Origin of the sequence: Streptomyces sp. NPDC000404 (assembly GCF_040300365.1) — a bacterium.
In the GTDB taxonomy this organism is placed as follows: Bacteria; Actinomycetota; Actinomycetes; order Streptomycetales; family Streptomycetaceae; genus Streptomyces; species Streptomyces ramulosus.
Window position 1 is genome coordinate 371,414 of the sequence record NZ_JBEPDN010000001.1, and the last position, 26,285, is coordinate 397,698.

At 74.3% G+C, this 26,285-nt stretch carries 21 protein-coding genes; 15 read left to right on the plus strand and 6 right to left on the minus strand.

Annotation, left to right across the window (positions count from 1 at the left end; translation table 11 throughout):
* Positions 1-22 precede the first annotated feature (22 nt).
* The 8 genes from ABT345_RS01650 (at position 23) to ABT345_RS01685 (ending at position 12,215) form a co-directional block, all read left to right on the plus strand.
* Positions 23-739, plus strand: coding sequence for a hypothetical protein (locus ABT345_RS01650; protein WP_345083406.1), 717 nt, complete (start codon positions 23-25; stop codon positions 737-739).
* A gap of 44 nt (positions 740-783) precedes the next feature.
* Positions 784-1,623 (plus strand): adenosylcobinamide-GDP ribazoletransferase, encoded by an 840-nt coding sequence (locus ABT345_RS01655; protein WP_345083408.1) that lies wholly within the window; start codon positions 784-786, stop codon positions 1,621-1,623.
* A gap of 369 nt (positions 1,624-1,992) precedes the next feature.
* Positions 1,993-3,540: a leucyl aminopeptidase gene (locus tag ABT345_RS01660; RefSeq protein ID WP_345083410.1), complete on the plus strand. Its 1,548-nt coding sequence runs from the start codon at positions 1,993-1,995 to the stop codon at positions 3,538-3,540.
* A 379-nt stretch (positions 3,541-3,919) separates the two neighbouring features.
* A complete protein-coding gene (gene lpdA, locus ABT345_RS01665) occupies positions 3,920-5,308 on the plus strand; it encodes a dihydrolipoyl dehydrogenase (RefSeq protein ID WP_345083412.1) in 1,389 nt (462 codons plus the stop codon).
* 89 nt (positions 5,309-5,397) lie between these two features.
* A complete protein-coding gene (gene sucB / locus ABT345_RS01670) occupies positions 5,398-7,119 on the plus strand; it encodes a 2-oxoglutarate dehydrogenase, E2 component, dihydrolipoamide succinyltransferase (protein ID WP_345083414.1) in 1,722 nt (573 codons plus the stop codon).
* A gap of 200 nt (positions 7,120-7,319) precedes the next feature.
* On the plus strand, positions 7,320-7,943 hold the full coding sequence (locus ABT345_RS01675; RefSeq protein ID WP_345083416.1) for a GntR family transcriptional regulator: 624 nt from the start codon (positions 7,320-7,322) through the stop codon (positions 7,941-7,943).
* Positions 7,944-8,174: 231 nt separating this feature from the next.
* Positions 8,175-10,838: a pyruvate dehydrogenase (acetyl-transferring), homodimeric type gene (gene aceE / locus ABT345_RS01680; protein WP_345083417.1), complete on the plus strand. Its 2,664-nt coding sequence runs from the start codon at positions 8,175-8,177 to the stop codon at positions 10,836-10,838.
* A gap of 327 nt (positions 10,839-11,165) precedes the next feature.
* Entirely contained in the window at positions 11,166-12,215 is a 1,050-nt protein-coding gene (locus tag ABT345_RS01685; protein ID WP_345083419.1) for a helix-turn-helix transcriptional regulator, read from the plus strand.
* Between the two features lie 201 nt (positions 12,216-12,416).
* On the opposite strand, the gene ABT345_RS01690 is transcribed toward ABT345_RS01685, so the two are convergent.
* From ABT345_RS01690 to tnpA, 4 genes are all read right to left on the minus strand, one after another.
* The gene (locus ABT345_RS01690; RefSeq protein WP_345083420.1) at positions 12,417-13,358 is read right to left on the minus strand and encodes an SDR family oxidoreductase; all 942 of its coding nucleotides are present in this window, start codon (positions 13,356-13,358) and stop codon (positions 12,417-12,419) included.
* A gap of 153 nt (positions 13,359-13,511) precedes the next feature.
* Positions 13,512-15,404 carry a hypothetical protein gene (locus ABT345_RS01695; RefSeq protein WP_345083422.1) on the minus strand — a complete coding sequence of 631 codons (1,893 nt, stop codon included), beginning with the start codon at positions 15,402-15,404 and terminating at the stop codon, positions 13,512-13,514.
* A gap of 158 nt (positions 15,405-15,562) precedes the next feature.
* Complete coding sequence (locus tag ABT345_RS01700; protein WP_345083424.1) at positions 15,563-16,921, minus strand: RNA-guided endonuclease InsQ/TnpB family protein; 1,359 nt, start codon at positions 16,919-16,921, stop codon at positions 15,563-15,565.
* Positions 16,918-17,352, minus strand: coding sequence for an IS200/IS605 family transposase (tnpA, locus tag ABT345_RS01705; RefSeq protein ID WP_386459922.1), 435 nt, complete (start codon positions 17,350-17,352; stop codon positions 16,918-16,920). Before tnpA ends, ABT345_RS01700 begins: the two co-directional genes overlap by 4 nt.
* A 149-nt stretch (positions 17,353-17,501) precedes the next feature.
* On the opposite strand from tnpA, the gene ABT345_RS01710 reads away from it, so the two are divergent.
* From ABT345_RS01710 to ABT345_RS01720, 3 genes are all read left to right on the plus strand, one after another.
* Positions 17,502-18,020 carry a DUF4240 domain-containing protein gene (locus tag ABT345_RS01710; protein WP_345083426.1) on the plus strand — a complete coding sequence of 173 codons (519 nt, stop codon included), beginning with the start codon at positions 17,502-17,504 and terminating at the stop codon, positions 18,018-18,020.
* A 37-nt stretch (positions 18,021-18,057) separates the two neighbouring features.
* Entirely contained in the window at positions 18,058-18,939 is an 882-nt protein-coding gene (locus ABT345_RS01715) for a TIGR01777 family oxidoreductase (protein WP_345083428.1), read from the plus strand.
* A 415-nt stretch (positions 18,940-19,354) separates the two neighbouring features.
* Positions 19,355-20,644, plus strand: a complete 1,290-nt coding sequence (locus ABT345_RS01720) for an FAD-dependent oxidoreductase (RefSeq protein WP_345083430.1) — start codon at positions 19,355-19,357, stop codon at positions 20,642-20,644.
* Positions 20,645-20,719: 75 nt separating this feature from the next.
* Here ABT345_RS01720 and ABT345_RS01725 read toward each other — a convergent pair whose 3' ends face one another.
* Positions 20,720-22,174: an NsdA family TPR-like regulatory protein gene (locus tag ABT345_RS01725; protein ID WP_345083431.1), complete on the minus strand. Its 1,455-nt coding sequence runs from the start codon at positions 22,172-22,174 to the stop codon at positions 20,720-20,722.
* Positions 22,175-22,568: 394 nt separating this feature from the next.
* On the opposite strand from ABT345_RS01725, the gene lipB reads away from it, so the two are divergent.
* The 4 genes from lipB to ABT345_RS01745 all read left to right on the plus strand — a co-directional run bounded on the left by lipB (position 22,569) and on the right by ABT345_RS01745 (position 25,605).
* Positions 22,569-23,393 carry a lipoyl(octanoyl) transferase LipB gene (gene lipB, locus ABT345_RS01730; protein ID WP_345083432.1) on the plus strand — a complete coding sequence of 275 codons (825 nt, stop codon included), beginning with the start codon at positions 22,569-22,571 and terminating at the stop codon, positions 23,391-23,393.
* A gap of 124 nt (positions 23,394-23,517) precedes the next feature.
* A complete protein-coding gene (lipA, locus tag ABT345_RS01735) occupies positions 23,518-24,468 on the plus strand; it encodes a lipoyl synthase (protein ID WP_345083434.1) in 951 nt (316 codons plus the stop codon).
* 215 nt (positions 24,469-24,683) lie between these two features.
* Positions 24,684-24,899 carry an SCO2195 family GlnR-regulated protein gene (locus ABT345_RS01740; RefSeq protein ID WP_345083436.1) on the plus strand — a complete coding sequence of 72 codons (216 nt, stop codon included), beginning with the start codon at positions 24,684-24,686 and terminating at the stop codon, positions 24,897-24,899.
* A gap of 10 nt (positions 24,900-24,909) precedes the next feature.
* The gene (locus ABT345_RS01745; RefSeq protein ID WP_345083438.1) at positions 24,910-25,605 is read left to right on the plus strand and encodes a DUF4191 domain-containing protein; all 696 of its coding nucleotides are present in this window, start codon (positions 24,910-24,912) and stop codon (positions 25,603-25,605) included.
* Between the two features lie 176 nt (positions 25,606-25,781).
* Here ABT345_RS01745 and ABT345_RS01750 read toward each other — a convergent pair whose 3' ends face one another.
* Positions 25,782-26,249, minus strand: coding sequence for an RDD family protein (locus tag ABT345_RS01750; RefSeq protein ID WP_211266141.1), 468 nt, complete (start codon positions 26,247-26,249; stop codon positions 25,782-25,784).
* Positions 26,250-26,285 lie beyond the last annotated feature (36 nt).

Here is a 26,285-nt window from a genome sequence, read left to right on the forward strand (position 1 = left end):
TGTGAACAGCAGGGAGCAACCGATGAGCGAGCCGGTCCGGGGCGGGGTGGTGCGCCGCGCCGCGGTGGCCGAGTGGGGGCCGCTGTGGCGGGCCGTGCGGGAGCCGTTGGCGGCGCGCGGACTGCGGGCGATCCCTCTGACGCTGGCGTCGGTGACGCTGACGCTGATGCTGCAGATCGTGCAGAACCAGCCCTGGGGGTACGGACCGGTGCAGGCGGCCGGGGCGCCGACCGCCGAGGCTCCGCTCCCGCTCGCGCTGCTGCGCACCCCGCTCTCGCTCTTCGTCCCGGCGCTCGATCTGCCGGTGTGGGGCGCGCTCGCGCAGGTCCTGGTGGTGTTCGGGATCGCGGAGGTGACGCTGGGCCGGTGGCGGACGCTGGCGCTGGCGTACACCGCGACGCTCGCCGGGACGCTCTACGCGCGGCTGGGCATCCGGCTCGGGCCGGACAATCCGATCGGGCTGCCGCCCGGCGACGCCTGGGTGGTGGACACCGGGCCGTCGGCCGCGGTGGTGGGCCTGGCGGTGTTCGTGTGCTGGCGGCTGCGGGCGCGGGTGACGTGTGCGCTGGTGGTGGCGGCGATGGTCGGCGAGGTGGTGTTCGTCAAGAACAACCTGGCGGGCAAGGAGCACATCGCGGCGGTCGCGGCGACGCTGCTGGTCTGTCTGGGCTGGGAGCTGGCGGCACGGCGCCGGGCGGCCGGGACGGCCCGGGTCGGCGCGGCGCAGCGGTCGCGGTGAGGGCGGCGGGCACTCCGCCGCGGCCTCCGGGTTAGCCTGCCGCGATGACCGACACGCCCGATTCCGCCGCCCCCGCCCCCGTACCCGCGCCGGCGCCGCCCGGCGGACGGGCCGGCGCCGGGGACGCGCTGCGGTTCGCCTTCGGGACGCTGACCGTGCTGCCGGTGCGGGTGCACCGCTGGGACCGGGCGGCGGCGCGCGGCGGGATGCTCTGCGCGCCGCTGGCCGGGCTGGTCGTCGGCGTCTGCGCGGCGGCGGCCGGCACGGCGCTGCTCGCGCTGGGCGGCTCCCCGCTGCTCGCCGCGACCGGCTCCGCCGCGGTGCCCGCCGCGCTCACCCGCGGCCTCCATCTCGACGGCCTCGCGGACACCGCCGACGGCCTGGGCAGCGCCAAGCCGCCCGAGGACGCGCTGCGCATCATGAAGCAGTCCGACATCGGCCCGTTCGGCGTGATCACCCTGCTGTTCGCGCTGGTGGCGCAGGTGGCGGCGCTGTCCGGGCTGTACGCCGACGGCTGGGTCCGCGGCGCCGTGGCCGCCGTTCTCTCCGCGACCGCGGCGCGCTGCGCGCTGACCCTCGCCTGCCGCCGGGGCGTGCCCGCCGCGCGGCCGGAGGGGCTGGGCGCCGCGGTCGCCGGGGCGGTGCCGGGCGGCGCCGCGGCCGGGTGCGCCGCGCTGGTCTGCGCGGTGGCGGCCGCGGCCGGCGCCACGGGCGGGCCCTTCGGTGCGGTGCACGGCGCGCTGGCGGTGGTGGTCGCGGTGGCCGTCGCCGAGGGGCTGCTGCGGCACTGCCGGCGGCGGCTGGGCGGGGTGACGGGCGATGTGTTCGGGGCGCTCGCGGAGACCGCGGCGCTCACCGCGCTGGTGGTCCTGGCGCTGGGCTGAGCCGCTGCCGGGGAGCGCCTCGCCGGTCCTCGTGGGGCCGTCGGCGCCCGGCAGGACGCCTCCGAGGGCCCCGTTCAGGGGCCGTTGGCGCCGTCGTCGCGCGCGCCGTCACTGTGGCGCCGCTCTCATTCCGGGTGCGGAACAAGCCGTTCGCCCCCTTTGCCCCGGCGGCCCGTACCGGCCGGAAAACCCCCAACTCCCCTGATCGGAAAGGTGCGTTGGGCCACGGCGGTGCGGTCCGTGCGGGCGGCGGGGATCGGGCCGCACCGGCCGCTCCCCGTTCCCCGCGGGCGCCCCGAGCGTAGGCTCGGCCGCACGCTGCTCCCTGAGCGCGAACGGATTCCCGGACGGAACAGGACTTTCATCACCGTGACTGCACTGACCCTCAGTACTTCCTCCGCCGCAACGGCGCGCGCGGATGCCGTCGTCGTGGGCGTGGCCAAGGGCGCCAAGGGCGCCGTTCCCGCCACCGGCGCCGAAGCCGTGGACGAGGCGTTCGGCGGCAAGCTCGCCGCCGTCCTGGAGACTCTCGGCGCGACGGGTGCCGAGGGCGAGGTGACCAAGCTGCCCGCCGCCGACGGCCTCAAGGCGCCGGTCGTGCTGGCGGTCGGCCTCGGCGCCGCACCGGCCAAGGGCGAGACGTACGACAACGAGACGCTGCGCCGCGCCGCGGGCAGCGCCGCGCGGGCGCTGAACGGCACGAAGAAGGCGGCCTTCGCGCTGCCGCTGGAGGACGCCGAGGCGGCCGCCGCGGTCGCCGAGGGCGCGCTGTTCGGCGCGTACGCCTTCACCGCGTTCCGCAGTGACGCCGCCCCGGCCAAGGGGAAGAAGGGCGCGAAGGGCGGCAACGGCTCCTCGGCGCCGCTCGCGGAGGTCACGCTGGTCGGCGGCAAGCCGCGGGACAAGGAGTTCAAGGCGGCGACCGAGCGCGCCCAGGTGCTGGCGGCGGAGATCCACCGCGCCCGCGACCTGATCAACACCCCGTCCAACGCCCTGGACCCGAAGGCCTTCGCCGCCGAGGCGCAGGCCGCGGCCAAGGAGTTCGGCCTCAAGGTCGAGGTGCTGGACGAGAAGGCGCTGAAGAAGGGCGGCTTCGGCGGTCTGCTCGGCGTCGGCCAGGGCTCGGACACCCCGCCGCGGCTGGTGCGCATCGCGCACACCCACGCCAAGGCGACGAAGACGCTCGCCCTGGTCGGCAAGGGCATCACCTACGACTCGGGCGGCATCTCGCTGAAGCCGGCCGGCCACAACGAGACGATGAAGTGCGACATGGCCGGCGCCGCCGCGGTGTTCGCCACCGTCGTCGCCGCGGCGCGCCTGGGCCTGGAGGTGAACGTCACCGGCTGGCTGGCGCTCGCCGAGAACATGCCCTCGGGCAACGCCACCCGCCCCGGTGACGTGCTGACGATGTACAGCGGCAAGACGGTCGAGGTGCTCAACACCGACGCCGAGGGCCGGCTGGTGCTCGCCGACGCGCTGACCCGCGCCTCGGAGGAGGAGCCGGACGCCATCGTCGACGTCGCCACGCTGACCGGCGCGATGATGCTGGCGCTGGGCAGCCGCACCTTCGGGATCATGGCCAACGACGACGCCTTCCGCACCACGATCCACGAGATCGCGGAGGAGGTCGGCGAGCAGGCCTGGCCGATGCCGATGCCCGCCGAGCTGCGCAAGGGCATGGACTCGCCGGTGGCGGACATCGCCAACATGGGCGAGCGGATGGGCGGCGGCCTGGTCGCCGGTCTGTTCCTGAAGGAGTTCGTCGGCGAGGGCATCACCTGGGCCCACCTCGACATCGCGGGCCCGGCGTTCCACGAGAGCGCGCCGTACGGCTACACGCACAAGGGCGGCACCGGCTCGTCGGTCCGCACCCTGCTGCGGCTGGCCGAGCGCACCGCCTCGGGCGACCTGGGCTGAGCCCCGCCCCCCTGCGCGTCCGACGGCCCCGGGCTTCACCGTCCGGGGCCGTCGGTGCGCCGCGGGTGACCGCGATCCGGGCGCCCCTCGGGCACGGCGTTCGCCCTCAACGAAATCCGTGGGCCGCCCCGCCGCCCCTCCCAGGTGGCGCTTCGCGCCACGGCCCCGCCGCCTACGCCCGAGTAACCCTTGTGCGGCGGTACATGTGCCGCCGCCAGGCCCGGCCCGCCGTCCCAGCTTCCCCGAACAAGTGCGAAGATGGGTTCTCGGCAGGACAGGGCCCCCCTTACCCAGGGCCGACGTGAAGAGCGGCCGAACCACAGCCGCCGACCGGTCATCGGAGACCGGCTCCGGCGTACCCATGCATGGAGGACGTGACGTGGCGAACGACGCCAGCACCGTTTTCGACCTAGTGATCCTCGGTGGCGGCAGTGGCGGTTACGCCGCGGCCCTGCGCGGGGCGCAGCTGGGCCTGGACGTCGCCCTGATCGAGAAGGGCAAGGTCGGCGGTACCTGCCTGCACAACGGCTGCATCCCCACCAAGGCGCTGCTGCACGCCGGTGAGGTCGCCGACCAGGCTCGCGAGAGCGAGCAGTTCGGTGTCAAGGCCACCTTCGAGGGCATCGACATCGACGCCGTCCACAAGTACAAGGACGACGTCATCTCCGGTCTGTACAAGGGCCTGCAGGGGCTGATCGCCTCCCGCAAGGTGACGTACATCGAGGGTGAGGGCAAGCTCTCCTCCCCGACCTCCGTCGACGTGAACGGCCAGCGCGTGACGGGCCGCCACGTCCTGCTGGCGACCGGCTCCGTGCCGAAGTCGCTGCCGGGCCTGAACATCGACGGCGACCGCATCATCTCCTCGGACCACGCGCTGAAGCTGAACCGCGTGCCGAAGTCCGCGATCGTGCTGGGCGGCGGCGTCATCGGCGTCGAGTTCGCCTCGGCGTGGAAGTCCTTCGGCACCGACGTGACCATCGTCGAGGGCCTCAAGCACCTCGTCCCGGTCGAGGACGAGAACAGCTCCAAGCTGCTGGAGCGCGCCTTCCGCAAGCGCGGCATCAAGTTCAACCTCGGCACCTTCTTCGACAAGGCCGAGTACACCGCCGACGGCGTCAAGGTGACCCTCGCCGACGGCAAGACCTTCGAGGCCGAGGTCCTCCTGGTCGCGATCGGCCGCGGGCCGGTCTCGGCGGGCCTGGGCTACGAGGAGCAGGGCGTCGCCATGGACCGCGGCTACGTCCTGGTCGACGAGTACATGCAGACCAACGTTCCGACGATCTCGGCCGTCGGCGACCTCGTCCCCACGCTCCAGCTCGCGCACGTCGGCTTCGCCGAGGGCATGCTGGTGGCGGAGCGGCTGGCGGGTCTGAAGACCGTGCCGATCGACTACGACGGCGTGCCGCGCGTGACGTACTGCCACCCCGAGGTCGCCTCGGTGGGCATCTCCGAGGCGAAGGCCAAGGAGCTGTACGGCGCCGACAAGGTCGTCACGCTGAAGTACAACCTCGCGGGCAACGGCAAGAGCAAGATCCTGAAGACCACGGGCGAGATCAAGCTCGTCCAGGTCAAGGACGGTGCCGTGGTCGGCGTCCACATGGTCGGTGACCGTATGGGCGAGCAGGTCGGTGAGGCCCAGCTGGTCTACAACTGGGAAGCCCTGCCGGCCGAGGTTGCGCAGCTCGTTCACGCGCACCCGACGCAGAACGAAGCTCTCGGGGAGGCCCACCTGGCGCTGGCCGGCAAGCCCCTCCACTCCCACGACTGACCCTCAGTCCCGGGCGCGACCACATCCGCACCTCCCCGCGAGCCGACACCGGCCCGCGGGGAAACCATCCGTTAGGAGCAACAGAAACCATGCCGGTTTCCGTATCCCTTCCGGCGCTCGGCGAGAGCGTCACCGAGGGCACCGTCACCCGCTGGCTCAAGGCCGAGGGTGAGCGCGTCGAGGCCGACGAGCCCCTGCTGGAGGTGTCGACCGACAAGGTCGACACCGAGATCCCCGCCCCCGTCTCCGGCATCCTGTCGGCCATCAAGGTCGCCGAGGACGAGACCGTCGAGGTCGGCGCCGAGCTGGCCGTCATCGACGACGGCTCCGGTGCCCCCGCCGCGGCCCCGGCCCCGGCCGCCGCCGAGGCGCCCGCCGCCGCGCCGCAGCCCGAGCCCGTGGCCGCCCCCGCGGCCGAGGCCCCGGCGCCCGCCGCCGCCCCGGCCGGTGGCGCCTCCGGCACCGACGTCACGCTGCCCGCGCTGGGCGAGTCGGTCACCGAGGGCACCGTCACCCGTTGGCTGAAGGAGGTCGGCGAGGAGGTCTCGGAGGACGAGCCCCTGCTGGAGGTCTCCACCGACAAGGTCGACACCGAGATCCCGGCGCCGGTCTCCGGCACCCTGCTGGAGATCCTGGTGGCCGAGGACGAGACCGCCGAGGTCGGCGCCAAGCTCGCCGTCATCGGCTCGGCCGCCGCGGCTCCGGCCGCCGCCCCTGCTGCCCCGGCCCCGGCTCCGGCCGCTCCGGCCCCGGCCGCCCCCGCGGCTCCGGCGCCCGCGCCCGCCGCCCCGGCTCCGGCTCCGGCCGCGCCCGCCGCTCCGGCCCCCGCGGCCCCGGCCCCCGTCACCCCGGCTCCGGCCGCCGGTGAGGGCGACGGCGCGTACGTCACCCCGCTGGTGCGCAAGCTCGCCGCGGAGAACGGCGTCAACCTCGCGACGGTCAAGGGCACCGGCGTCGGTGGCCGCGTCCGCAAGCAGGACGTCATCGCCGCCGCGGAGGCCGCCAAGGCCGCCGCTCCGGCCCCGGCCGCCCCGGCCCCGGCCGCGGCCTCGTCGACGCCTGCCGCCCCCGTCATCGAGGCGTCGCCGCTGCGCGGTCAGACGATCAAGATGCCGCGGATGCGCAAGGTCATCGGCGACAACATGATGAAGGCCCTGCACAGCCAGGCGCAGCTCACCAGCGTGGTCGAGGTGGACGTCACCAAGATCATGCGGATGCGCAACAAGGCCAAGGACGCCTTCGCGCAGCGTGAGGGCGTCAAGCTCTCCCCGATGCCGTTCTTCGTCAAGGCCGCCGTCCAGGCGCTGAAGGCCCACCCGGTCGTCAACGCCCGGATCAACGAGGACGAGGGCACGATCACCTACTTCGACACCGAGAACGTCGGTATCGCGGTGGACGCGGAGAAGGGCCTGATGACCCCGGTCATCAAGGACGCCGGCGACCTCAACATCACCGGTATCGCCAAGAAGACCGCCGACCTCGCCGGCAAGGTCCGCTCCAACAAGATCACCCCGGACGACCTCGCCGGAGCCACGTTCACCATCTCGAACACCGGCTCGCGCGGCGCGCTCTTCGACACCGTGATCGTGCCGCCGAACCAGGTCGGCATCCTCGGTATCGGCGCCACCGTCAAGCGCCCCGTGGTCATCAACCACCCCGACCTCGGCGAGACCATCGCCGTCCGGGACATGACCTACCTGGCGCTCTCCTACGACCACCGTCTGGTGGACGGCGCGGATGCCGCCCGTTACCTGACCACGGTCAAGCAGATCCTGGAAGCCGCCGAGTTCGAGACCGAGATCGGTCTCTGAGCGAGGCGCGACCAGCGCGTGCACACGGCCCCGTCCGGGTTCTCCCGGGCGGGGCCGCTCGCGTTCCCACGCCCGCGACCTGCACCGCAGAGGGCGGGCCGTGAGCAGCACCACGTGTGATCCCCGTCCCGCGGCGCTGCCGGGCGACGACCACGCCCCGTATCGTCTCCGTCACCATCCCACCCGCGAGGAGCACCGTCATGACCCCGCCCGTCGTCCATTCGCTGCGCGAGCAGATCCGCGAGCACATCCTTGAGGGGATCGTCCGCGGCAGGTGGCAGCCCGGCGAACGGATCGTGGAGCGGCGGATCGCGGTCGAGCTGGAGGTCAGCCAGACGCCGGTGCGCGAGGCGCTGCGGGAGCTGGAGTCGCTGCGGCTGATCGAGTCGGCGCCGAACAAGGGCGTCCGGGTGCGGGACCTGACCCCCGCCGACCTCAAGGAGAGCTACCCGGTCCGCGCCGGTCTGGAGCAGGTCGCGGCCGAGCTGGCGGCCGGCCGGCTGGCCGAGGACACCGAGGCGCTGGAGCGCGAGGTGGAGCGGCTGCGGGAGGCGGACCGGACGGGCGACGGCGAGGCGCAGGTGCGGCACACGGTGGCGTTCCACCGCGAGATCGTGCGGGCGGCCGGGAACGGCGTGCTGCTGCACACCTGGGAGTCGCTGGGGGTGGAGGTGTGGACGACGCTGTCGATCCGCTGGTTCAGCCCCGAGCCGCGCTCGCACGCCCAGGACCACCAGGAGATCGTGGACGCGTTCCGGCGCCGCGATCCGCGGATCGGCCCGCTGCTCAAGGCCCATGTGCTGAGCTGCGCGCCGCGGGTCTGACCGCGGGGAACGACGGGGCGGGGGCGGCCGTACGGGGCCGTTTCCGCCCCGTTTTCTGTCTGGCACGCGGTGCCCGGTTATGCGGCACCCCGTGCCGACCTGCGGTGATTCTCCCGGGGAGCGTTGATCGATCATCGATCAGGGGCGTATCGTCGCCCGCGGGGCGCGACACCCCTGCCTGCCGAATGCCTGCCGAACGCATTCCCCCCTCTGTCCGGAAAGGGGCCACCCATGCCCGATCCCGTGCGCCTGCCGTACAGCCAGCTCGACCAGCTCCCGGACCGGGATCCGGAGGAGACGGCCGAGTGGCGCGAGTCGCTCGACGCCGTCACCGCGGCGGCGGGCCCCCACCGCGCGGCGTACCTGATGCGCCGCGCGGTGGAACACACCGCCGACCCGGCGCTCGCGCCCCTGGAGACGGACTACGTCAACACCATCCCGACCGCCGCCGAGCCGGAATTCCCCGGCGACGAGGCGATGGAGGCCCGCATCACGGCGTGGAACCGCTGGAACGCGGCCGCCATGGTCACCCGGGGCTCCAAGCTCGGCCTCGGCGGCCACATCGCCACCTTCGCGTCGGCGGCGTGGCTCTACGAGACCGGCTTCCAGCACTTCTTCCGCGGCAAGGAGGGCACGGGCAGCGGCGACCAGCTCTACATCCAGGGCCACGCCTCCCCCGGCATCTACGCCCGCGCCTTCCTCGACGGCCGGCTGAGCGAGGAGCAGCTCGACCACTTCCGTCAGGAGGCCGGCGGCGAGGGCCTGCCGTCCTACCCGCACCCGCGGCGCCTGCCCTGGCTGTGGGAGTTCCCCACCGTCTCGATGGGCCTGGGCCCGCTCTCCGCCATCTACCAGGCGCGCTTCAACCGCTACCTGGAGCACCGCGGCATCAAGGACACCTCGGACAGCCATGTCTGGGCGTTCCTCGGCGACGGCGAGATGGACGAGCCCGAGTCGACCGCCGCCCTGGCGCTGGCCGGCCGTGAGGGCCTGGACAACCTCACCTTCGTCATCAACTGCAACCTGCAGCGTCTGGACGGCCCGGTCCGCCCGAACTTCAAGATCGTGCAGGAGCTGGAGGCGCAGTTCCGCGCCGCCGGCTGGAACGTCGTCAAGTCGCTGTGGGGCCGGGCGTGGGACGAGGTCTTCGCGCTCGACACCGACGGCGCGCTGGTGCGCCGCCTGCGCGAGACGCCGGACGCGCAGTTCCAGACGTACGCCACGCGGGACGCCGCCTACATCCGTGAGCACTTCTTCGGCGCCACGCCGGGGCTGCGCGCGCTGGGCGACTCGCTGGACGACGCCAAGCTGCTGGAGCTGTTCCAGACCTCCCGCGCCGGCCACGAGCCGCGCAAGGTGTACGCCGCGTACAAGGCGGCCGTCGAGCACAAGGGCGCGCCGACCGTCATCCTCGCGCAGACCGTCAAGGGCTACACGCTCGGCGCCGGTTTCGAGTCGCGCAACGCCAACCACCAGATGAAGAAGCTCACCGGGCAGGAGTTCCGCGCCATGCGCGACCTGCTGGAGCTGCCGATTCCGGACAGCGCCCTGGAGGGCGACACCGTTCCGTACTGGCGGCCCGCCGAGGACTCCCCCGAGATGGTCTACCTCCGCGAGCGCCGGGCGGCCCTGGACGGCCCCGCACCGGCCCGCAAGGTGACGCCGAAGCCGCTGCCGATGCCGTCGGAGAAGGCGTTCGACGCGCTGAAGAAGGGTTCCGGAAGCCAGGAGATCGCCACCACCATGGCGTTCGTCCGGCTGGTCAAGGACCTGATGCGGGACAAGGAGACCGGCAAGCGCTGGGTTCCGGTCGTGCCCGACGAGGCCCGCACCTTCGGCATGGAGTCGCTGTTCCCGTCGGCCGGTCTGTACTCGCCGAAGGGCCAGACCTACGACCCGGTCGACCGCGACCAGCTCCTGTACTACAAGGAGGCGAAGGACGGCCAGATCCTCAACGAGGGGATCACCGAGGCCGGTTCGCTCGCGGACTTCACCGCCGCCGCCACGTCGTACGCGACGCACGGCGAGCCGATGATCCCGTTCTACATCTTCTACTCGATGTTCGGCTGGCAGCGCACCGCCGACCAGTTCTGGGCGCTCGCCGACCAGCTGGGCCGCGGCTTCGTCATCGGCGCGACCGCGGGCCGCACCACCATGACCGGTGAGGGCCTCCAGCACGCCGACGGCCACTCGCACCTGATCGCCTCCACCAACCCGGCGGCGCTCTCGTACGACCCGGCGTTCGCGTACGAGGTCGCGGTGATCGTCAAGGAGGGGCTGCGCCGTATGTACGGCCCCGACGCCGAGGACGTCTTCTACTACCTGACGGTCTACAACGAGACCAAGGTGCAGCCGGCCATGCCCGAGGGGCTGGACGAGGAGGCGATCCTGCGGGGTCTGTACCGCTTCCAGGAGGCGGCGTCCGCGGCCGCGGACGCGCCGCGCCTCCAGCTGCTGGCGTCCGGTACGGCCATCCACTGGGCGCTGGACGCCCAGCGGCTGCTCGCCGAGGACTGGGGCGTGGCGGCCGACGTGTGGTCGGCGCCGTCCTGGACGGAGCTGCGCCGCGACGCGCTGGAGTGCGACGCCGCCCGGCTCGACGGCGAGGACCGCGTCCCGTACGTGACCCGTGCGCTGCAGGGCGCGCCCGGTCCCGTGGTGGCGGTCAGCGACTGGATGCGGGCGGTGCCCGACCAGATCGCGCCGTGGGTCGAGCAGGACTGGACCTCCATCGGCACCGACGGGTTCGGCCTCTCCGACACCCGCGACGCGGCCCGCCGCCACTTCGGTGTGGACCCGCAGTCGGTGACCGTCCAGGCGCTGGCCGCGCTGGCCCGCCGGGGCGAGGTCAAGCCGGAGACGGTCAAGGAGGCCAAGGCGCGCTACGGCCTGTGATCAGCGGCCGTCACGGCCGGTGACCAGCGGCGGGGCGCCCGGCCCCGCCTCCGGGCGGCCCGGCCTCTGCCGGCTGCCGCCCCCAGGACCGGGCGGTCCGTGGTGCACCATCCGGCGCCACGGGCCGCTCCCCCGCTCCCGTGCGGAGATCACCCACCGCGCCCGGGCTTCGCACGGGAAACCCTCCGGCCCGGCCGGCCGCGCCTTCGGGCGTGGCCGGCCGGGCCGTGGTGCTTCGGGCGCGGTCGGCCGGGCCGTGGTGCGCTCCGGGCCCCAACGGCCGCCGCGTGGCGCGGCGTTGTCAGTGGTTCCCGGCATGATGGCTCCATGCGTGCTGCCCGCCTGATCAAGATGGTGCTGCTCCTCCAGTCCCGGCCGTCGATGACCGCCGGTGAGCTGGCGCGGGAGCTGGAGGTCAGCGAGCGAACGGTCGCCCGGGACGTCCTGTCGCTCTCCGAGGCCGGTGTGCCGGTCTACGCCGACCGCGGCCGGGCGGGCGGCTACCGCCTCCTCGGCGGGTACCGCACCCGGCTGACGGGCCTGGGCCGCAGCGAGGCGGAGACGCTGTTCCTGTCCGGGGTGCCGTCCGCGCTGCGGGAGATGGGCCTGGCGGATGCGGCGTCCGCGGCGCGGCTGAAGGTCTCGGCGGCGCTCCTGCCGGAGCTGCGGGAGGCCGCGTCCGGCGCCGCCCAGCGCTTCCACCTCGACGCCCCGGCCTGGTACCGCAGCCCGGAGACCCCCGCCGAGCTGCCCGCCCTCGCCGAGGCGGTGTGGGACGACCGCCCGGTGCGCGCCCGCTATCTGCGCAAGGACCGCGAGGTGGAGCGGGAGTTGGAGCCGTACGGCCTCGTGCTGAAGGCGGGGGTCTGGTATCTGGCGGCCCGTGCGCGGCCCGCCTCCCCGGCACCGCCGGATTCCGGGCACCGCGCGTCCGCCCCCGCCGGTCCCGGCGCGGACGCCCCGCCGGCTGCCCCGTTCCGGGTCTACCGCGTCGATCGCTTCGTCTCCGTGACCGCGGCGGAGGAGGGCCGCTTCGTCCGGGATCCGGGCTTCGACCTGCCCGCGTTCTGGGCGGAGCGGGCCGTGCAGTTCACCCGGTCGCTGCTGCGGGAGGAGGTGGTGCTCCGGCTCACGGGGCACGGCATACGCCGGCTGCCGTATGTCACGGAGCCCGCCGCGGCCCAGGAGGCGGTGGCGCGGGCGCAGGGTCCGGACGCCGACGGCCGGTGGACGCTCACCCTCGCGGTGGAGGACGACGAGGTCGCCTACGCCCAGTTGCTGGGGCTGGGGCCCGAGTGCGAGGTGCTGGCGCCGGAGCCGCTGCGCGACCGGTTCACGGCGGCGGCCCGCCGGATGGCCGAGGTGTACGGCGGGTGACTCAGCCCGCCTCCGGCCGGGCCGCGCGGTGGCGGGCCGTGCGGAACTGCGCGGCGGCCGCGGGGAGAGGCGGCAGCCCGCGCCGCCGTCGAGGAGCAGCGGGTCCCCGGCGCGCCGGTCGTCGGTGGTGACGCCGGTGCGCCGGTGTCCGGTGCGCCGGTCCGCCCGCCGCACCGGACGCCGGCGCACCGCCGGCGCCGCCTACCGGTAGTCCTCCGCCGTCCCCTCCTTCCCGCCGAGGACCACGTCCTCGAAGTAGCCGAAGCCGTCGGGGCGGGAGCCGTCCGTGTCGGTGAAGCCGTAGACCTTGGCGAGCCCGCCGCTGGAGAGGGAGCGGCCGGTGAAGCGGGCGTGGTCGGGGTCGGCGGCGAGGGCGGCGACGGCGCGGCCGACCAGCGCCGGGGATTCGGCCACCGCGAAGTGCGGTTCCTGGGCGATGGCGTCCCGCCAGTTCTCCTCGGTGACGCCGAAGTGGTCCAGCATCTCCTCGGAGCGCAGGAAGCCGGGGGTGAGCGAGACGACCGTCGCGCCGTACCGCTCCACCTCGGCGGCGAGGCCGAAGGCCATGCGGTGCGGGGCGTTCTTGGCGAGGTCGAAGCAGAGGTTGCCGCGGTAGGTGCGGTTGAAGACGGCGGTGCCGTCGGTCATCTCGACCAGCAGGCCGCCGGGGGCGCGCAGCAGCAGCGGCAGCGCGTGGTGGCTGGTGATCAGGTGCGTCTCGACGCCGAGGCGGAGCATCCGCAGGCCGTCGGCGAGGTCCAGCTCCCACAGCGGGGTGTCGAACTTCAGGAGGTGGTCGCCGCCCCACACGCTGTTGACCAGCACGTCCAGGCGGCCCTGTTCCCGGTCGATCCGGGCGACAAGTGCGGCGACCTGCTCCGGTACGAGGTGGTCGCAGGGGACGGCGATGCCGGTGCCGCCCGCGGCCGTGACCCGTTCCGCGGTTCCCTCGATCGTCTCGCCGGGGCGGCCCACCTCGCTGACGTGGTCCCGGGTGGTGCGGCCGGTGACGTAGACGACCGCCCCCGCCCGGCCCAGCTCCACGGCCATCGCCCGGCCCGCGCCCCGGGTCGCCCCGGCCACCAGCGCGACCCGCCCCGCCAGGCTCCCCGCGCCCGCCGTGCCGTTGTGTTCCGTCGTCATTCCGTGCCACTCCTCGCCGTGTGCGTTGTCCGTACACGGCGACCGTGCCAGCGATACCGGACATCTTCTGTCAGGTATCCGTCGGACGTGGCGGAAGTCCGGGACGAGGCTCCGGGGCGGCGGCCGGTGCGGGCCGGCCGCCGCCCCGCCGGCTCACCGCCGCAGCGCGTGCAGCAGTCCCCCGGAGGCCAGCACCCCGGCGACCCGCACCGGGGCGTTCGCCGGGACGGCGACGGCGAAGGTGGTGGCGCGGGTGGTGCGGTGCACGGCGCCGGTGACGTCGAGGCCGCGCACCGCGGAACTGCCGGCCGCGAGCAGGTACCAGTGGCCGGAGCCGGCGCGCCAGCGCGTCTCGCCGACGACCTCCGGCCCGTACGGGCTGCACGCCGCGGTGTCCCGGGCGCGGCCGACGACCCGGGCGGCCCCGGCGGCGGGGTGGAACTGCACGGCCACCCGGCCCGGCCCGCGCCAGGTGTCGGCGCGGCTGCACGTCCAGGTGGCGGCGGCGCCGCTCTCCGGCAGCCGCTGGCGGGCGTAGACCCAGTTGTTGACCGACCGGACGCCCGCGCCCCGTTCCTCGCGCAGCGAGCAGGCGGTGCGGGCCCAGCTCAGCAGGGCCGTGGGGGTGGTCGCCTCGGCCGGGGGCGCGGCGGCGGGCCCGGCGGCGGTGGCCGGGCCGTACGTCAGGTGGACGGGCGTGAGGTCGCCGAGGTCGGTCAGCAGGAAGCTGTGCCGGGCGGTGACCCGCGCCGAGGAGTGCAGCCGCGTCACCGGCCACTGTCCGCAGGCGGCGCCGTCCGCGGGCGGCTGAGGGACGCGGTCGGTGACGCCGTCCGGGGCGACGTGCAGCGCCTTCTCCCGGGCGCCGGGCCGCAGCAGGTCGCGGGTGGTGGCGTCGGTGATCCACGGGGCGATGAGGTAGCGCATCCAGCCGGTGCCGCGCCCGATGACCAGCGCCCCGGCGGTCGTCAGATCGGCGTTGTCGGCGCGGGCGAACTCCAGCTCCGCCGGGGCCCCTTCGGGCTCGGCGTACCGCACCAGCCGGTCGCCGTCGTGGAGGACGGCCACCGTCACGCCGTCGATCACGCCGCCGTAGAGCACCCGGGGCGGCTGGTCCGGCGGCCGGGTGGAGGTGCCGGCGGCGGCGGTGACGCGGACGTCGCGGCCCGGCGCGCCCCACACCCGCAGGGCGCGCCCGAGCAGCGCCGTGTCCCCGGCGTACTCGCCGCGCGGCGACCAGGCGGTGAAGTCCATCCGGGAGGTGTCGGCCCAGGCGTCGTCGGGGGCGCGCACCAGCCGCTCCGGGTCCAGGGCCTGCCGCGCCCGCACGGTGGCCGGGTCCGGCCGGGCGGGCTCCGGGGCGCCGCCCGGCCCGCCGACGGCGGTGAGCAGCGCCGCACCGGCCGTCAACGCCGCGGCGCCGACGATCGCCACCCGCCTGCCCTGACGGCGCCGGAGCAGATCGGTGGGGCGGGCCTGGACGGTGCAGGGGTCGAACTCGCCGGAGTGCAGCAGCGCGGCGGTCCCCGGCCCGAGCGCGGCGGCGGCGCGCTGCGCCTCCCCGGGGTCGGCGACCCCGGCCGCGCCGAGGACCGCGACGACCTCGTCCTCGTCCAGCTCCTCCAGATGGCGGAGGCCGACGGCGGCGCGGGCGGGGGCGGTCAGGGCGGACAGCGCCTGGTCCAGGGCGAGTTCATCGGCGCCGCCGGCCCGCGGGAAGAGCCGCAGCCCCCACACGAAGGGCAGCGGCGACCGCCGGCGCCCCAGCTTCGCCTGGGCCAGCGCCAGCTCCAGGACGCGCGAGCGGACCTGCGGATAGCCGGGCTCGGGCCGGGGGCCGCGGCGCTGGCCGGGCAGGACGGCGCGGGCCCGCTCGCGGCTCGTGGACGGCAGGGCGCGCTGGACGATCCCGTGTGCCGTCAGCACCCGGCGGTGGCGGCCCATCGCGGGCGGCAGAACGAGATGGGCGAGGCGCACCAGGCGCGGGTAGTGCTCGACGATGGCCGCCTCGGCCCGCTCGACATCGGCGCGGGTTCGTTCGTCCATGGGCATGGCGTGGAAGCGCCCTTCAGGAATGGGTCTGCCGATCGGGTCAGGGAGGGCGGCGCGGGGCCGGCCTTCCCACGGGTGATTCTCGCACCGGTCGCCCGGCCGTTGATCAACAACTCCGGGGCCCGCACGGTGCGTACACCGCATCCGGGGCATTACGCGTGCACGTGCGGACGGCGCCGCCGCGCGGGTGGCGGCGGGCCGCTCCACATGCGTGCGACCCCGGCAGGCCCGATGCTGGAGCGGTGGTGACTCCACCCATGACCGAAGTCGCGGGCTTCCTGTGTCGCTGGCCAAGCAGCGCCACAGAGGGCCAGCCCGGCCCTGTGCTGGACATTCAGCGCGCCTACGTGGTCGGCGTTGCCGGACCAGCCGCAGTTGACGCACTCGAACTCGGCCTGGGTGACGCGGTTCTCCTTGGCGATGTGTCCGCAGCCTCCATCGGCCGACGGGCAGGTGCGGGAGGTGTTGCGGGGGTCCACCGGAACCACCAGGCGACCGGCACTTTCAGCCTTGCTCGCCAGTATGTCCAGGAAGAGTCCCACGCCCACGTCGAGGATGCTCTTGTTGAGGCCGGCCTTGGCGGCAGCGCCGTTCGGGAGGAACGCACCGTCGCTGTCGGGGTCGGGTTTGGGTGCGGGGGCTTTGGTCATGCCCGCCAGGTTCAGCCGCTCGTGGCCGATCACGTCATTGTCGCGGATCAGCTCGTTCGCGGCCTTGTGGTGGTGGTCGAGACGCCGACGCCGGATCTTGGCGTGCAGCTTGGCCACCTTCCGCGCTGCGGCCCGGTGCTTCTTCGTCCGGCGTCGGGTGCGCTGGGGGAAGGTCGAAAGGTGCCGCTGCGCCTTCTCCAGCTCCTCGGCCATGTGGTGAAGGAAGCGCGGAGCGGCCTTGTGTTCCCCGTTGGAGTCGGTGAAGAAGTGCACGACGCCCATGTCGATGCCGACGATCCTGCCAGTCGCGGGAAGGGGCTCGGTGGGCACATTGTCGCAGGCGAGGACGACGTACCAGCGGTTGCCTTCCCGCTTGATGCTGACCGTCTTGACGCGGCCCTTGACGGGCCGGTGCTGGTGGACGCGGACGTGTCCGACGCCTTGGAGGCGCACGCGGGTCTGCCGGACGTCCGGGGTGGAGTCCCAGCGGCAGCCGTCGCCATCCTTGGGGAAGGTGACGGTGTCGAAGTGGCCGACGCCCTTGAAACGGGGGTGGCCAGGTTTCTGACCGGCCTTCACCCGCCTGAAGAAGGCTTGGAACGCCTTGTCCAGGCGACGCAAGGTGGCTTGCTGCGAGCTGAACGACCAGCGGCCCTGACGCTCGGGATCGAAGGCCCGGATCTGCTTGAGCTGGGCGGACTGGTCGCCGTATTTGATGCTCGTCTTCGAACTGTGCCGGTAGGCGTCCCGGCGCTCCTGCAAAGCGCCGTTGTAGAGCGAGCAATGATCCCGAAGCATCTCGGTCAACGACTGCCCCTGCCGAGCGGTCGGACGGAGGAGGAACTTGTACGCCCGTATCACGAGGCGTCCCCCTCCTCCTTCTTCCGGGGGCGTTCCCACTGGGTGCTGATGTACTTCTCCACCGTCGCGGCGCTCACGGCGCCGAGCGAGGCCGCGAAGTACGACGACGACCACAAGGTGGGCATCCGCGATTTCAGGTGCGGGAACTCCTCCCGCAGAACGCGGGAGGTGAAGCCCTTGAACTGGTTCGCCACATACGAAGCGGACGACTTCGGGTCGTGCTTCACGAAAAGCTGTACATGGTCCGGCATCACCTCAAGGGCGGTGATCTTCCAGCCACGCTCGTCAGCCTTCTGGCGGATCAACTCGTCCAGACGTTCCGCGACCTGGCCGTCAAGGACCGGACGGCGGTACTTCGGACACCACACCACATGGAGCCCGAGATCGCACACACCGCCGGAGAATCGGCGAACCTTCCTGGTCACAGCCACGAAACCAATATATACACGCGACAAGTCTAGTGCGGCAGAGAGGTGACACAGGTGAACAAGGCAGATCCGTGTGCCGAGTTGGCGCCAGGGCGGCCCTCAAAAACCATTCCCCACCCCGCTGAAGCGGGGCGCCCCCTGGCCAGGCTCTGATGGACGAGACGGAGTTCTGGGAGCTGATCGACGCCTCCCGCGCGGACGCCGAGGGCGATCCGGAGGAGCAGGCCGACGCGCTGACCGAGCGGCTGCTGGGCCGCGACCCGGAATCCGTCGTGGACTTCGCCCGCCACTTCGAGGCCCGCTACCACCGCGCGTACACCTGGGACCTGTGGGCCGCGGCGGCGGTGTTGCTGGACGGCGCGAGCGACGACGTCTTCGACGCGTTCCGCTGCTGGCTGATCGGCCAGGGCCGGGAGGTCTTCGAGGGCGCGCTGCACGATCCCGGCCAACTCGCCGATCTGCTCGGCGAGTTCGACGAGGAGACGGACGGCGACGGCGAGGAGCTGGGGTACGCCGCCGACGACGCCTACGAGCAGCTGACCGGCGCGGAGCTGCCCGACCTCGGCCTGCCGCCGCAGCCGGCCGAACCGCTGGGCGGCTATGTCGACGTCGACGACGACACGGCGCTGGAGGAGCGGCTGCCCCGACTGTGGGAGCGCTTTCGCGCGTGAACCACGCCCGCGGGGGCCCGGCGGGCAGTATGGCGCCATGCGGATCGCGATCACCGGCTCGACCGGTCTCATCGGCTCAGCTCTCGTCCGGTCGCTGCGGGCGGACGGGCACACCCCCGTCCGGCTGGTGCGGCGCCCGCCCGCCGCGCCGGACGAGGTGCGCTGGGATCCGCGCCGCGGGGAGGTGGACACCGCCGGGCTCGCCGGGTGCGAGGCGGTGGTGCACCTGGCGGGCGCGGGCGTCGGCGACCACCGCTGGACCGCCGCGTACAAGCGCGAGATCCACGACAGCCGGGTGCGCGGCACCGCCGCCCTCGCCACCGCCCTGGCCTCGCTGGACACCCCGCCCCGGGTCTTCGTCTGCGGCAGCGCCGTCGGCTACTACGGCGACACCGGCAGCCGGCGCACGGACGAGACGGCACCGGCCGGTACGGGATTCCTGCCGGAGCTCTGCGTCGACTGGGAGGGCGCGGCGGCGCCCGCCGAGGCGGCCGGCATCCGGACGGCCTTCGCCCGCACCGGCCTGGTGGTGGCCCGTTCGGGCGGCGCCTGGGGGCGGCTGTTCCCGCTGTTCCGGCTGGGCCTGGGCGGCCGGCTGGGCGACGGCAGCCAGTACTGGAGCTTCATCGCGCTCCACGACCACGTCGCCGCGCTGCGCCATCTGATCGACGGCGACCTCGCCGGGCCGGTCAACCTCACCGCCCCGGAGCCGGTGACCAACCGCGAGGTGACGGCCGCGATGGGCCGGGTGCTGCACCGCCCGACGCCGTTCCCGGTGCCGGCGGTGGCCCTGAAGGTGGTCCTCGGGGAGTTCGCCGGGGACGTCCTCGGCAGTCAGCGGGTGATCCCGCGCCGGCTGCTGGCCGACGGGTTCACGTTCACGTATCCGGGCATCGAGGCGGCCATCCGGGCGGCGTGAGGGAGCGTCCGGGCCCGCGCGGACGGGGCGCTCTCCGGTGGCCTCGGGCCACAGGCGGATGCCGCTCCCGGCGGCCTCGGGCCCCGCGCGGACGGTCGCTCCCCGGCGGCTCGGGCCCATGCGGCGGCTCGGGCCCCATGCGGCGGCCACGCCCACCGGGTGCCGCAGCCCGCACCCCGCCCGTAGGGGGCGACCCGCGTCCGTCCCGCGAGCCGACCGGCCGGGCTGCGCCCCGTACCCCGCCCGTGGGAGGCGGCCCCGCCCCGGACGGGGACCGGCGCCCGCCCCGCTCCGACGCGCCCCGCGCGATCCCTGGCCGCCCCGGCCGGGCCGTCCCTACCGTGCCTCCACACATCATCCGGCGTCCCGTGTACCGCCCGGTGCGGGCGGGCGGGACCGATCTGAGGAGGGGCACGTGCAGCGCACCTCACCGGCCGTGGACGCGGTCATCGTGGGGGCCGGCCCTGCGGGGCTGGCCGCCGCCCGTCAACTGACCGCCGCCGGGCTCACGGTCACCGTGCTGGAGGCGGCCGAGCGGATCGGCGGCCGGTCGGCCACCGACGACGTCGACGGCTTCCTGCTGGACCACGGCGGCAGACCGCTCGTCGCCACGCCCGGCCTGCTGCGGATGCCCGGCCTGGAGACGCTGAAGCTCTGCCGGTTCGCGCCGTGGATCGGGCTGCACAACGGGCGGCGCGCGCAGCGGGTCAGCGCTCTCCGGAGCACAAGGGGCGCACTCGCCGCCGCACGCGCCCTTTCGCGCGCCGACCGGCATCCGGAGCGCCCCCAGGACCGGCGGACCGACCGCCTCGGCGACCGTACGGCCCCCGACCGCCCGGCGGCCGACGCGCTGTCCGCCCGTCCGGTCTTCGCACCGCGCGCCCACGACGCGTTCCTGCGGCCGCTGCTCGGCGTGCTGCTGGGCGATCCGCGGCTGGCCGGCTCCAGCCGCGGCGCCGCGCTGGCCCTGCGGGCGTTCGCGGAGGGCCGGCTCTGCCTGCCCTCCGGGGGCGCCGCCGCGCTGCCCGCCGCGCTCGCCGCGGGCCTGCCGCCCGGCACCGTCCGCACCGGCGTCCGCGTCACCGCCGTCGCCACCACCTCCGTCACCACCGCGGACCACGGCGAGGTGACCTGCCGCGCGGTGGTGGTCGCGACCGGTGCGCGGGACGCGGCGGCGCTGCTGCCGGGGCTGCGGGTGCCGCCGTTCCACCCGGCGACGGTGCTGCACCACACCACCCCGCCCGGCCACGGCCCGCACCCGGCAGGTCCCCGCGAGACGCCGCTGCTGCTCACCACGCGCTCCCCGCTGGCCTGCAGCTACGCGGCCGGGGCGATCGACCCGTCCCGCGTCCCGGCGGGCCGGACGCTGCTGACGACGGTGATCCTGGGCGCCCCCGCGGCGCTGCCGGCCGCCACCTTGGACGCGGCGGTCCGGCCGCAGCTGGCCCGGGTGTACGGCACCGCCACCACCGACTGGGAGCTGCTGACGGCGCGGCACACCCCGGCGGCGATCCCGGCGATGCCGGCGCCGCACGACCCGGAACGGCCGGTCCGGGTGCTCTCCGGGCTGTATGTGTGCGGCGACCACCGCGGCATCAGCACCGTCCAGGGGGCGCTGGACTCCGGCCGCCGGGCCGCCCGCGCCCTGCTGACCGACCTCGGCCTGCCCGCCGCCGAACCGGCCGCCCTGCACACGGCCGCCTGAAGACCGACGGGCCCGCACCGCTCGCGCTGAGCGGTACGGGCCCGTCGGCGGGGCGGGGCCCGGCGGCCCGTCGCCTCACCCCAGGGCCGCCACCCGGTCCCGGTACCCCCGCACCGGCGCCGCGTCGCGGTACGGCTCCAGCCGCCGCTCGAACTCGGCGACGTACTCATGGGCGCGCACCGACCGCATGTCGGCCGCCTGGAGCGCCGCCTCGGCGCCGAGCGAGCACGCCTGCTCCAGCTCGCCCAGGGCCAGCCGGGAGGTGGCCAGCACCACCCGGCAGAAGAGGCGGCTGCGGGCGAAGCCCGGTGCCCGCAGCTCCAGGGAGCGCTCGGCGTGCTGGGCGGCGGCGCGGAACTGCCGCAGATCGCGGTGGCAGTGCGCCAGCTCGTCGGCGAGCTGCGCCTCGTCGAAGAAGCGCGCCCAGTGCGGTGTCTCGTCGCCGGGCCGGGCGACCTCCAGCGCCCGCTCGGAGCGCGACAGCGCCGCCGTGCAGGCCCGCACCTCGCCCAGCAGGCCGTGGCCGCGCGCCTCCGCCGCGTGCAGCAGCGCCAGCACGGCGGGCGGCGCCGCGGCCCCGACGCCCTGCTGCGCCACCCGCGCCAGCTGCACCGCCTCCCGGCCGTGCCCGAGGTAGACGGCCTGCCGGCTCATCGTGACCAGCACGTACGAGCCGTACGCGCGATCGCCCGCCGCCTGCGCCAGCCGCAGCGCCTGGACGAAGTACCGCTGCGCCAGGCCGTGCGCCACGATGTCGTACGACGTCCACCCGGCCAGCCGGGTCAGATCGGCGGCCGCGGCGAAGAGCTTGCGGCCGGTCGCCTCGCCGTAGGTGCCGCGCAGCATCGGCTCGGCCTCGTGCTCCAGATAGCGCACCAGGGCCTGGCGGGCGTGGCCGCCGCCGTAGGCGTGGTCCAGCGCGCGGAACAGCTCGCCGACGGAGCGCAGCGCCGCGATGTCCCCGGCGGTGACGCGGGCGCCGCCGACCCGGTCGAGATGGTCGGTGCGGCGCTGGCGGGGCACCGAGATCCGGCCCTGGAGCGGGACCCGGCCGGTGCCGTCGGGGCCCAGCTCGCCGCGGGCCACCCGTTCGTCGGGGCGGCCGATGAGCCAGTCCCGGCTGGGCACCACCAGCCCCGCCGGGGTGAAGGCGATCTTGCGCAGCTCGACATGGCTGCCGGAGTCCTTGCGCCACAGACCACTGACGATGTCGACGGCCTCGGTGGGCGTCGCGGCGAACTCCAGCCCGGCGTAGACCGGTGCGCAGGCGTCCAGGCCGAGGTCCTGGGCCGACAGGCGGCGGCCCAGCTTGCGGGTGAAGACCTCGGCGATCAGCGCCGGGGTCGTACCGCGCGGCTGCTGGCCGCGCAGCCAGCGGGTCACGGAGGTCTTGTCGTAGCGCAGATCGAGGCCGTGCTCGATGCCGAGCTGGTCGACGCGCCTGGCGAGTCCGGCGTTGGAGAACCCTGCCTCGGCGATGAGGGCGGCCAGCCGGCGGTTGGGCGTGCGGTGCGGGGGTCGTTCCGTCATCAGCTTTACCGGTCTCCTGCCTTCCGGGCCGGGCCGCCGGGCCCGGCTGACCCTGTCCGGCACGCTCGTCGCCCTTGTGGAACGGCGCGAATGTAACGGCCTTCGGGGCTCTTCTGGCCGCCTGAGCACCGCGTTCATCCGATCGTGTGAGCAGGGCGCATGCACGCCACACCGAGGTTCACCCGGCTCACGCCCGCGCCGACCCGACCCGCCGGCCGGTTCTCCGGCCGGTGCGCGCGGGGTCCCCCGGCCACCGGCCGCCCGGCCCCCCGGCCGTACAGTGGCCTGGGCGCGAAGTGGCATCGGACATGCAGGACTCCCGTATCGAACGGATGCGGAGGTACTGCGTCAAACGTCGCAGCCCGCTGCGACAGAAGTGCGAAGAGGAGCTGCCGTGACTGCGATCTCTCGGGGGGACACCCCCGCACCCGAGGGGCTGCGCTTTGTGCATCTGGGCTTCGGCGCCGACGCCGTGCCGTACGAGACGGCATGGCAGGAGCAGCGGCGGATCCATGCCGCCCGCTTCGCCGACGAGGTCCCCGACACCTGCCTGCTGCTGGAGCACCTGCCCGTCTACACCGCGGGCCGCCGCACCGCCGACGACGAACGCCCGCTGGACGGCACCCCCGTCATCGACGTGGACCGCGGCGGCAAGATCACCTGGCACGGCCCGGGCCAGCTGGTGGGCTACCCGATCCAGAAGCTGCCGCGCCCGGTCGACGTCGTCGCGCACGTCCGCCGCCTGGAGGAGGCGCTGATCCGGGTCTGCGCCGACTTCGGCGTCGAGGCCACCCGCGTCGAGGGGCGCAGCGGCGTCTGGGTCCTCGGCGACCCGGTCGAGGAGCGCCCCTCGCTCGGCGGTCTCCAGCTCGACCTCGCCCCGCAGCCCGGCGAGGACGCGGACGAGATGTACGACGCACGGCTGCGCGGCCCCGAGTACGCGCCGTCCAACGCCGGTCAGCGCGGCGAGGACCGCAAGCTCGCCGCGATCGGCATCCGCGTCGCCAAGGGCGTCACGATGCACGGCTTCGCGCTGAACGTGAACCCGGACAACACCTCGTTCGACAAGATCGTCCCGTGCGGCATCCGGGATGCCGGGGTCGCCTCGCTCTCCGGCGAGCTGGGGCGCGAGATCACCATCGCCGAGGTGCTGCCCTCGGTCGAGAAGCATCTGCGGGACGTCCTGGAGGGCGCCGAGCTCCTCCCCCGCGCGGTCTGAGCACCGTAAGGAATGCCGGCCTCGTATCCGGGGTTGGCGAGCACGTAAAGACGTGCGAAATACCGGGCGTACCCTGGTGGACGCCGCTGAATCGAATGCCGCGATAGCAGAAAGGGGCGCCGACGTGTCCGCTGTCGCACCCGACGGACGCAAGATGCTGCGCCTGGAGGTCCGGAACAGCCAGACCCCCATTGAGCGCAAGCCCGAGTGGATCAAGACCCGGGCGAAGATGGGCCCCGAATACAACCATCTGCAGGGCCTGGTGAAGAGCGAGGGCCTGCACACGGTCTGCCAGGAGGCGGGCTGCCCCAACATCTTCGAATGCTGGGAGGACCGCGAGGCGACCTTCCTCATCGGCGGCGACCAGTGCACCCGGCGCTGTGACTTCTGCCAGATCGACACCGGCAAGCCGCAGGCCCTCGACCGCGACGAGCCGCGCCGGGTCGCCGAGTCCGTGCGGACCATGGGCCTGAAGTACGCCACGATCACCGGCGTCGCCCGTGACGACCTGGAGGACGGTGGCGCCTGGCTCTACGCCGAGACGGTCCGCCAGATCCACGCCGCGATGCCGGACACCGGCGTCGAGCTGCTGATCCCCGACTTCAACGCGGTCCCCGACCAGCTGGCCGAGGTCTTCTCGTCCCGCCCCGAGGTACTGGCGCACAACGTCGAGACGGTCCCGCGGATCTTCAAGCGGATCCGCCCCGGCTTCCGCTACGAGCGCTCGCTGGACGTCATCTCCCAATCCCGCGCGGCCGGTCTGGTCACCAAGTCCAACCTGATCCTGGGCATGGGCGAGACCCGCGAGGAGATCAGCGAGGCCCTCCAGGACCTGCACGACGCGGGCTGCGAGCTGATCACGATCACCCAGTACCTGCGGCCTTCCGTGCGCCACCACCCCATCGAGCGGTGGGTCAAGCCCGCGGAGTTCGTGGAGCTGAAGGAGGAGGCCGAGGAGATCGGCTACGCCGGCGTGATGTCCGGCCCGCTGGTCCGCTCCTCGTACCGGGCCGGCCGCCTCTACCAGCAGGCGATCGAGCAGCGCGAGGTCGAGGCCTCCACTCAGGCGGTCTGAGCCGCCCCGGCGCGCCGATCGGCGACTCCTGGCACATGCTGGAAGGACGCGGCCCGCACTCCCCCAGGCCGGGGGTTGCGCGGGCCGCTTCGTCGTCGCGGGGCGTGACCGGCCGGTCATCCGCCGGAAACACCCGTCGGTGACGATGGACCCACGCACCGCGTCCGGGCCCCGGCCCGCCCGCCCCGCCGACCTCCCCGAGGGAGAACCCCGCCATGCAGGCCGCGCCGCTCCGCGCCACCGCACGTCCCGTCCCGTCCGTCACCGGTGCGCTGCGCGCCGTCGAGGCGCTGCTGCTCGGCGGCGGACAGCGCACCGCCCGCCGCAACGCCTGGGACGCGGTCCTGGAGGACCGCCGCCGGGCCGGCGAGCGGCAGGAGGCGCAGGACGTACTGGAGGCCGCGGCGACCCGCCGTCCGCGGGCCACGTAAACTTCTTGGTATGGCGAGGAAGGCAAACACAGACGGCGCTGCCGGCGCCGGCACCCCCGGGCGGCTGAAGCAGATCGCCCAGACCTACAAGATGACCCGTCGGGTCGACTCCAAGGTCGGTCTTGTCGTCGCTGGCGTGGGCATCGTCGTGTTCGGCGTACTCCTCGGCATCGGCTTCGCGATCGGTCACCCCGTCTACGCGGGCATCCTGGGCTTCGTCCTGGCCTTCCTCGCGATGGCGATCGTCTTCGGACGCCGCGCCGAGCGGGCGGCCTTCGGGCAGATGGAGGGCCAGCCGGGCGCGGCCGCCGCGGTGCTGGAGAACGTCCGCGGCTGGACGGTCACCCCCGCGGTGGCGATGAACCGCAGCCAGGACGTGGTGCACCGCGCCGTCGGCAAGGCGGGCATCGTGCTGGTCGGCGAGGGCAACCCGAACCGGCTGCGCGGTCTGCTGGCCGCCGAGAAGAAGCGGATGGCGCGCACGGTCGCCGACGCCCCGGTCCACGACTTCGTGATCGGCGAGGGCGAGGGCGAGGTCCCGCTGAAGAAGCTCCGCACCCGGCTGATGAAGCTGCCGCGGGTGCTGCCCGGCGCGCAGGTCACCGCCGTCAACGACCGGCTGCGCGCGCTCGGCGACCTGATGAGCAACATGCCGGTGCCGAAGGGCCCGATGAACATGCGGCCGCCGCGCGGCAAGATGCGCTGACCCCGCCCGGGCCCGCCTCCCCACCGACCACGACGCCCCGGAGCCTCGAAGGCTCCGGGGCGTTCTGCATGCCGCTCTCCGGCCGGGCCCGGCCGGTCACGGACCGTACGGGCACCGTCGGCGTTTCGTATACGTGTACGGGGCCGCGCGGCGGACGGCGCGCGGGCCGCCCGAGGTCAGATGCGGACCTGCACCGCGCGGCTGAGGCGGTCGTGGAGGCCGCGGCCGTCGCGGTCCCAGATGACGGCGGGGATCACGATCACCAGCAGGACGGTGCGCAGCACCACCCGCGGCAGCGAGAGGCGGCCGCCGCCCTCGGCGACGACCCGCAGTCCCAGCAGCCGCTTGCCGGGGGTGAAGCCGACGGTGCCGACGGTCAGGATGCTGAGGACCGCGAAGACGACCAGCGCCCAGTTGCTCGCCGACTGCGCGCGACCGCCGCTGAGCAGCCCGTACGCGATGAGCATGCACAGCGCCCAGTCGATGAAGAGGGCGGCGAAGCGGCGGCCCGGACGGGCGATCGAACCGGGCCCCTCCTCCGGCAGACCGAGCTGCGCCCCGCGGTGCCCGAACTCGACACCCATGTCCTCGGCGGCCGCGCGGGGGCCGGAGATCCACGATCCGATTGCTTGCCTGTTGTCCACCCGTCCACGGTACTGCGCGGGCGCGCGATCCCCGGC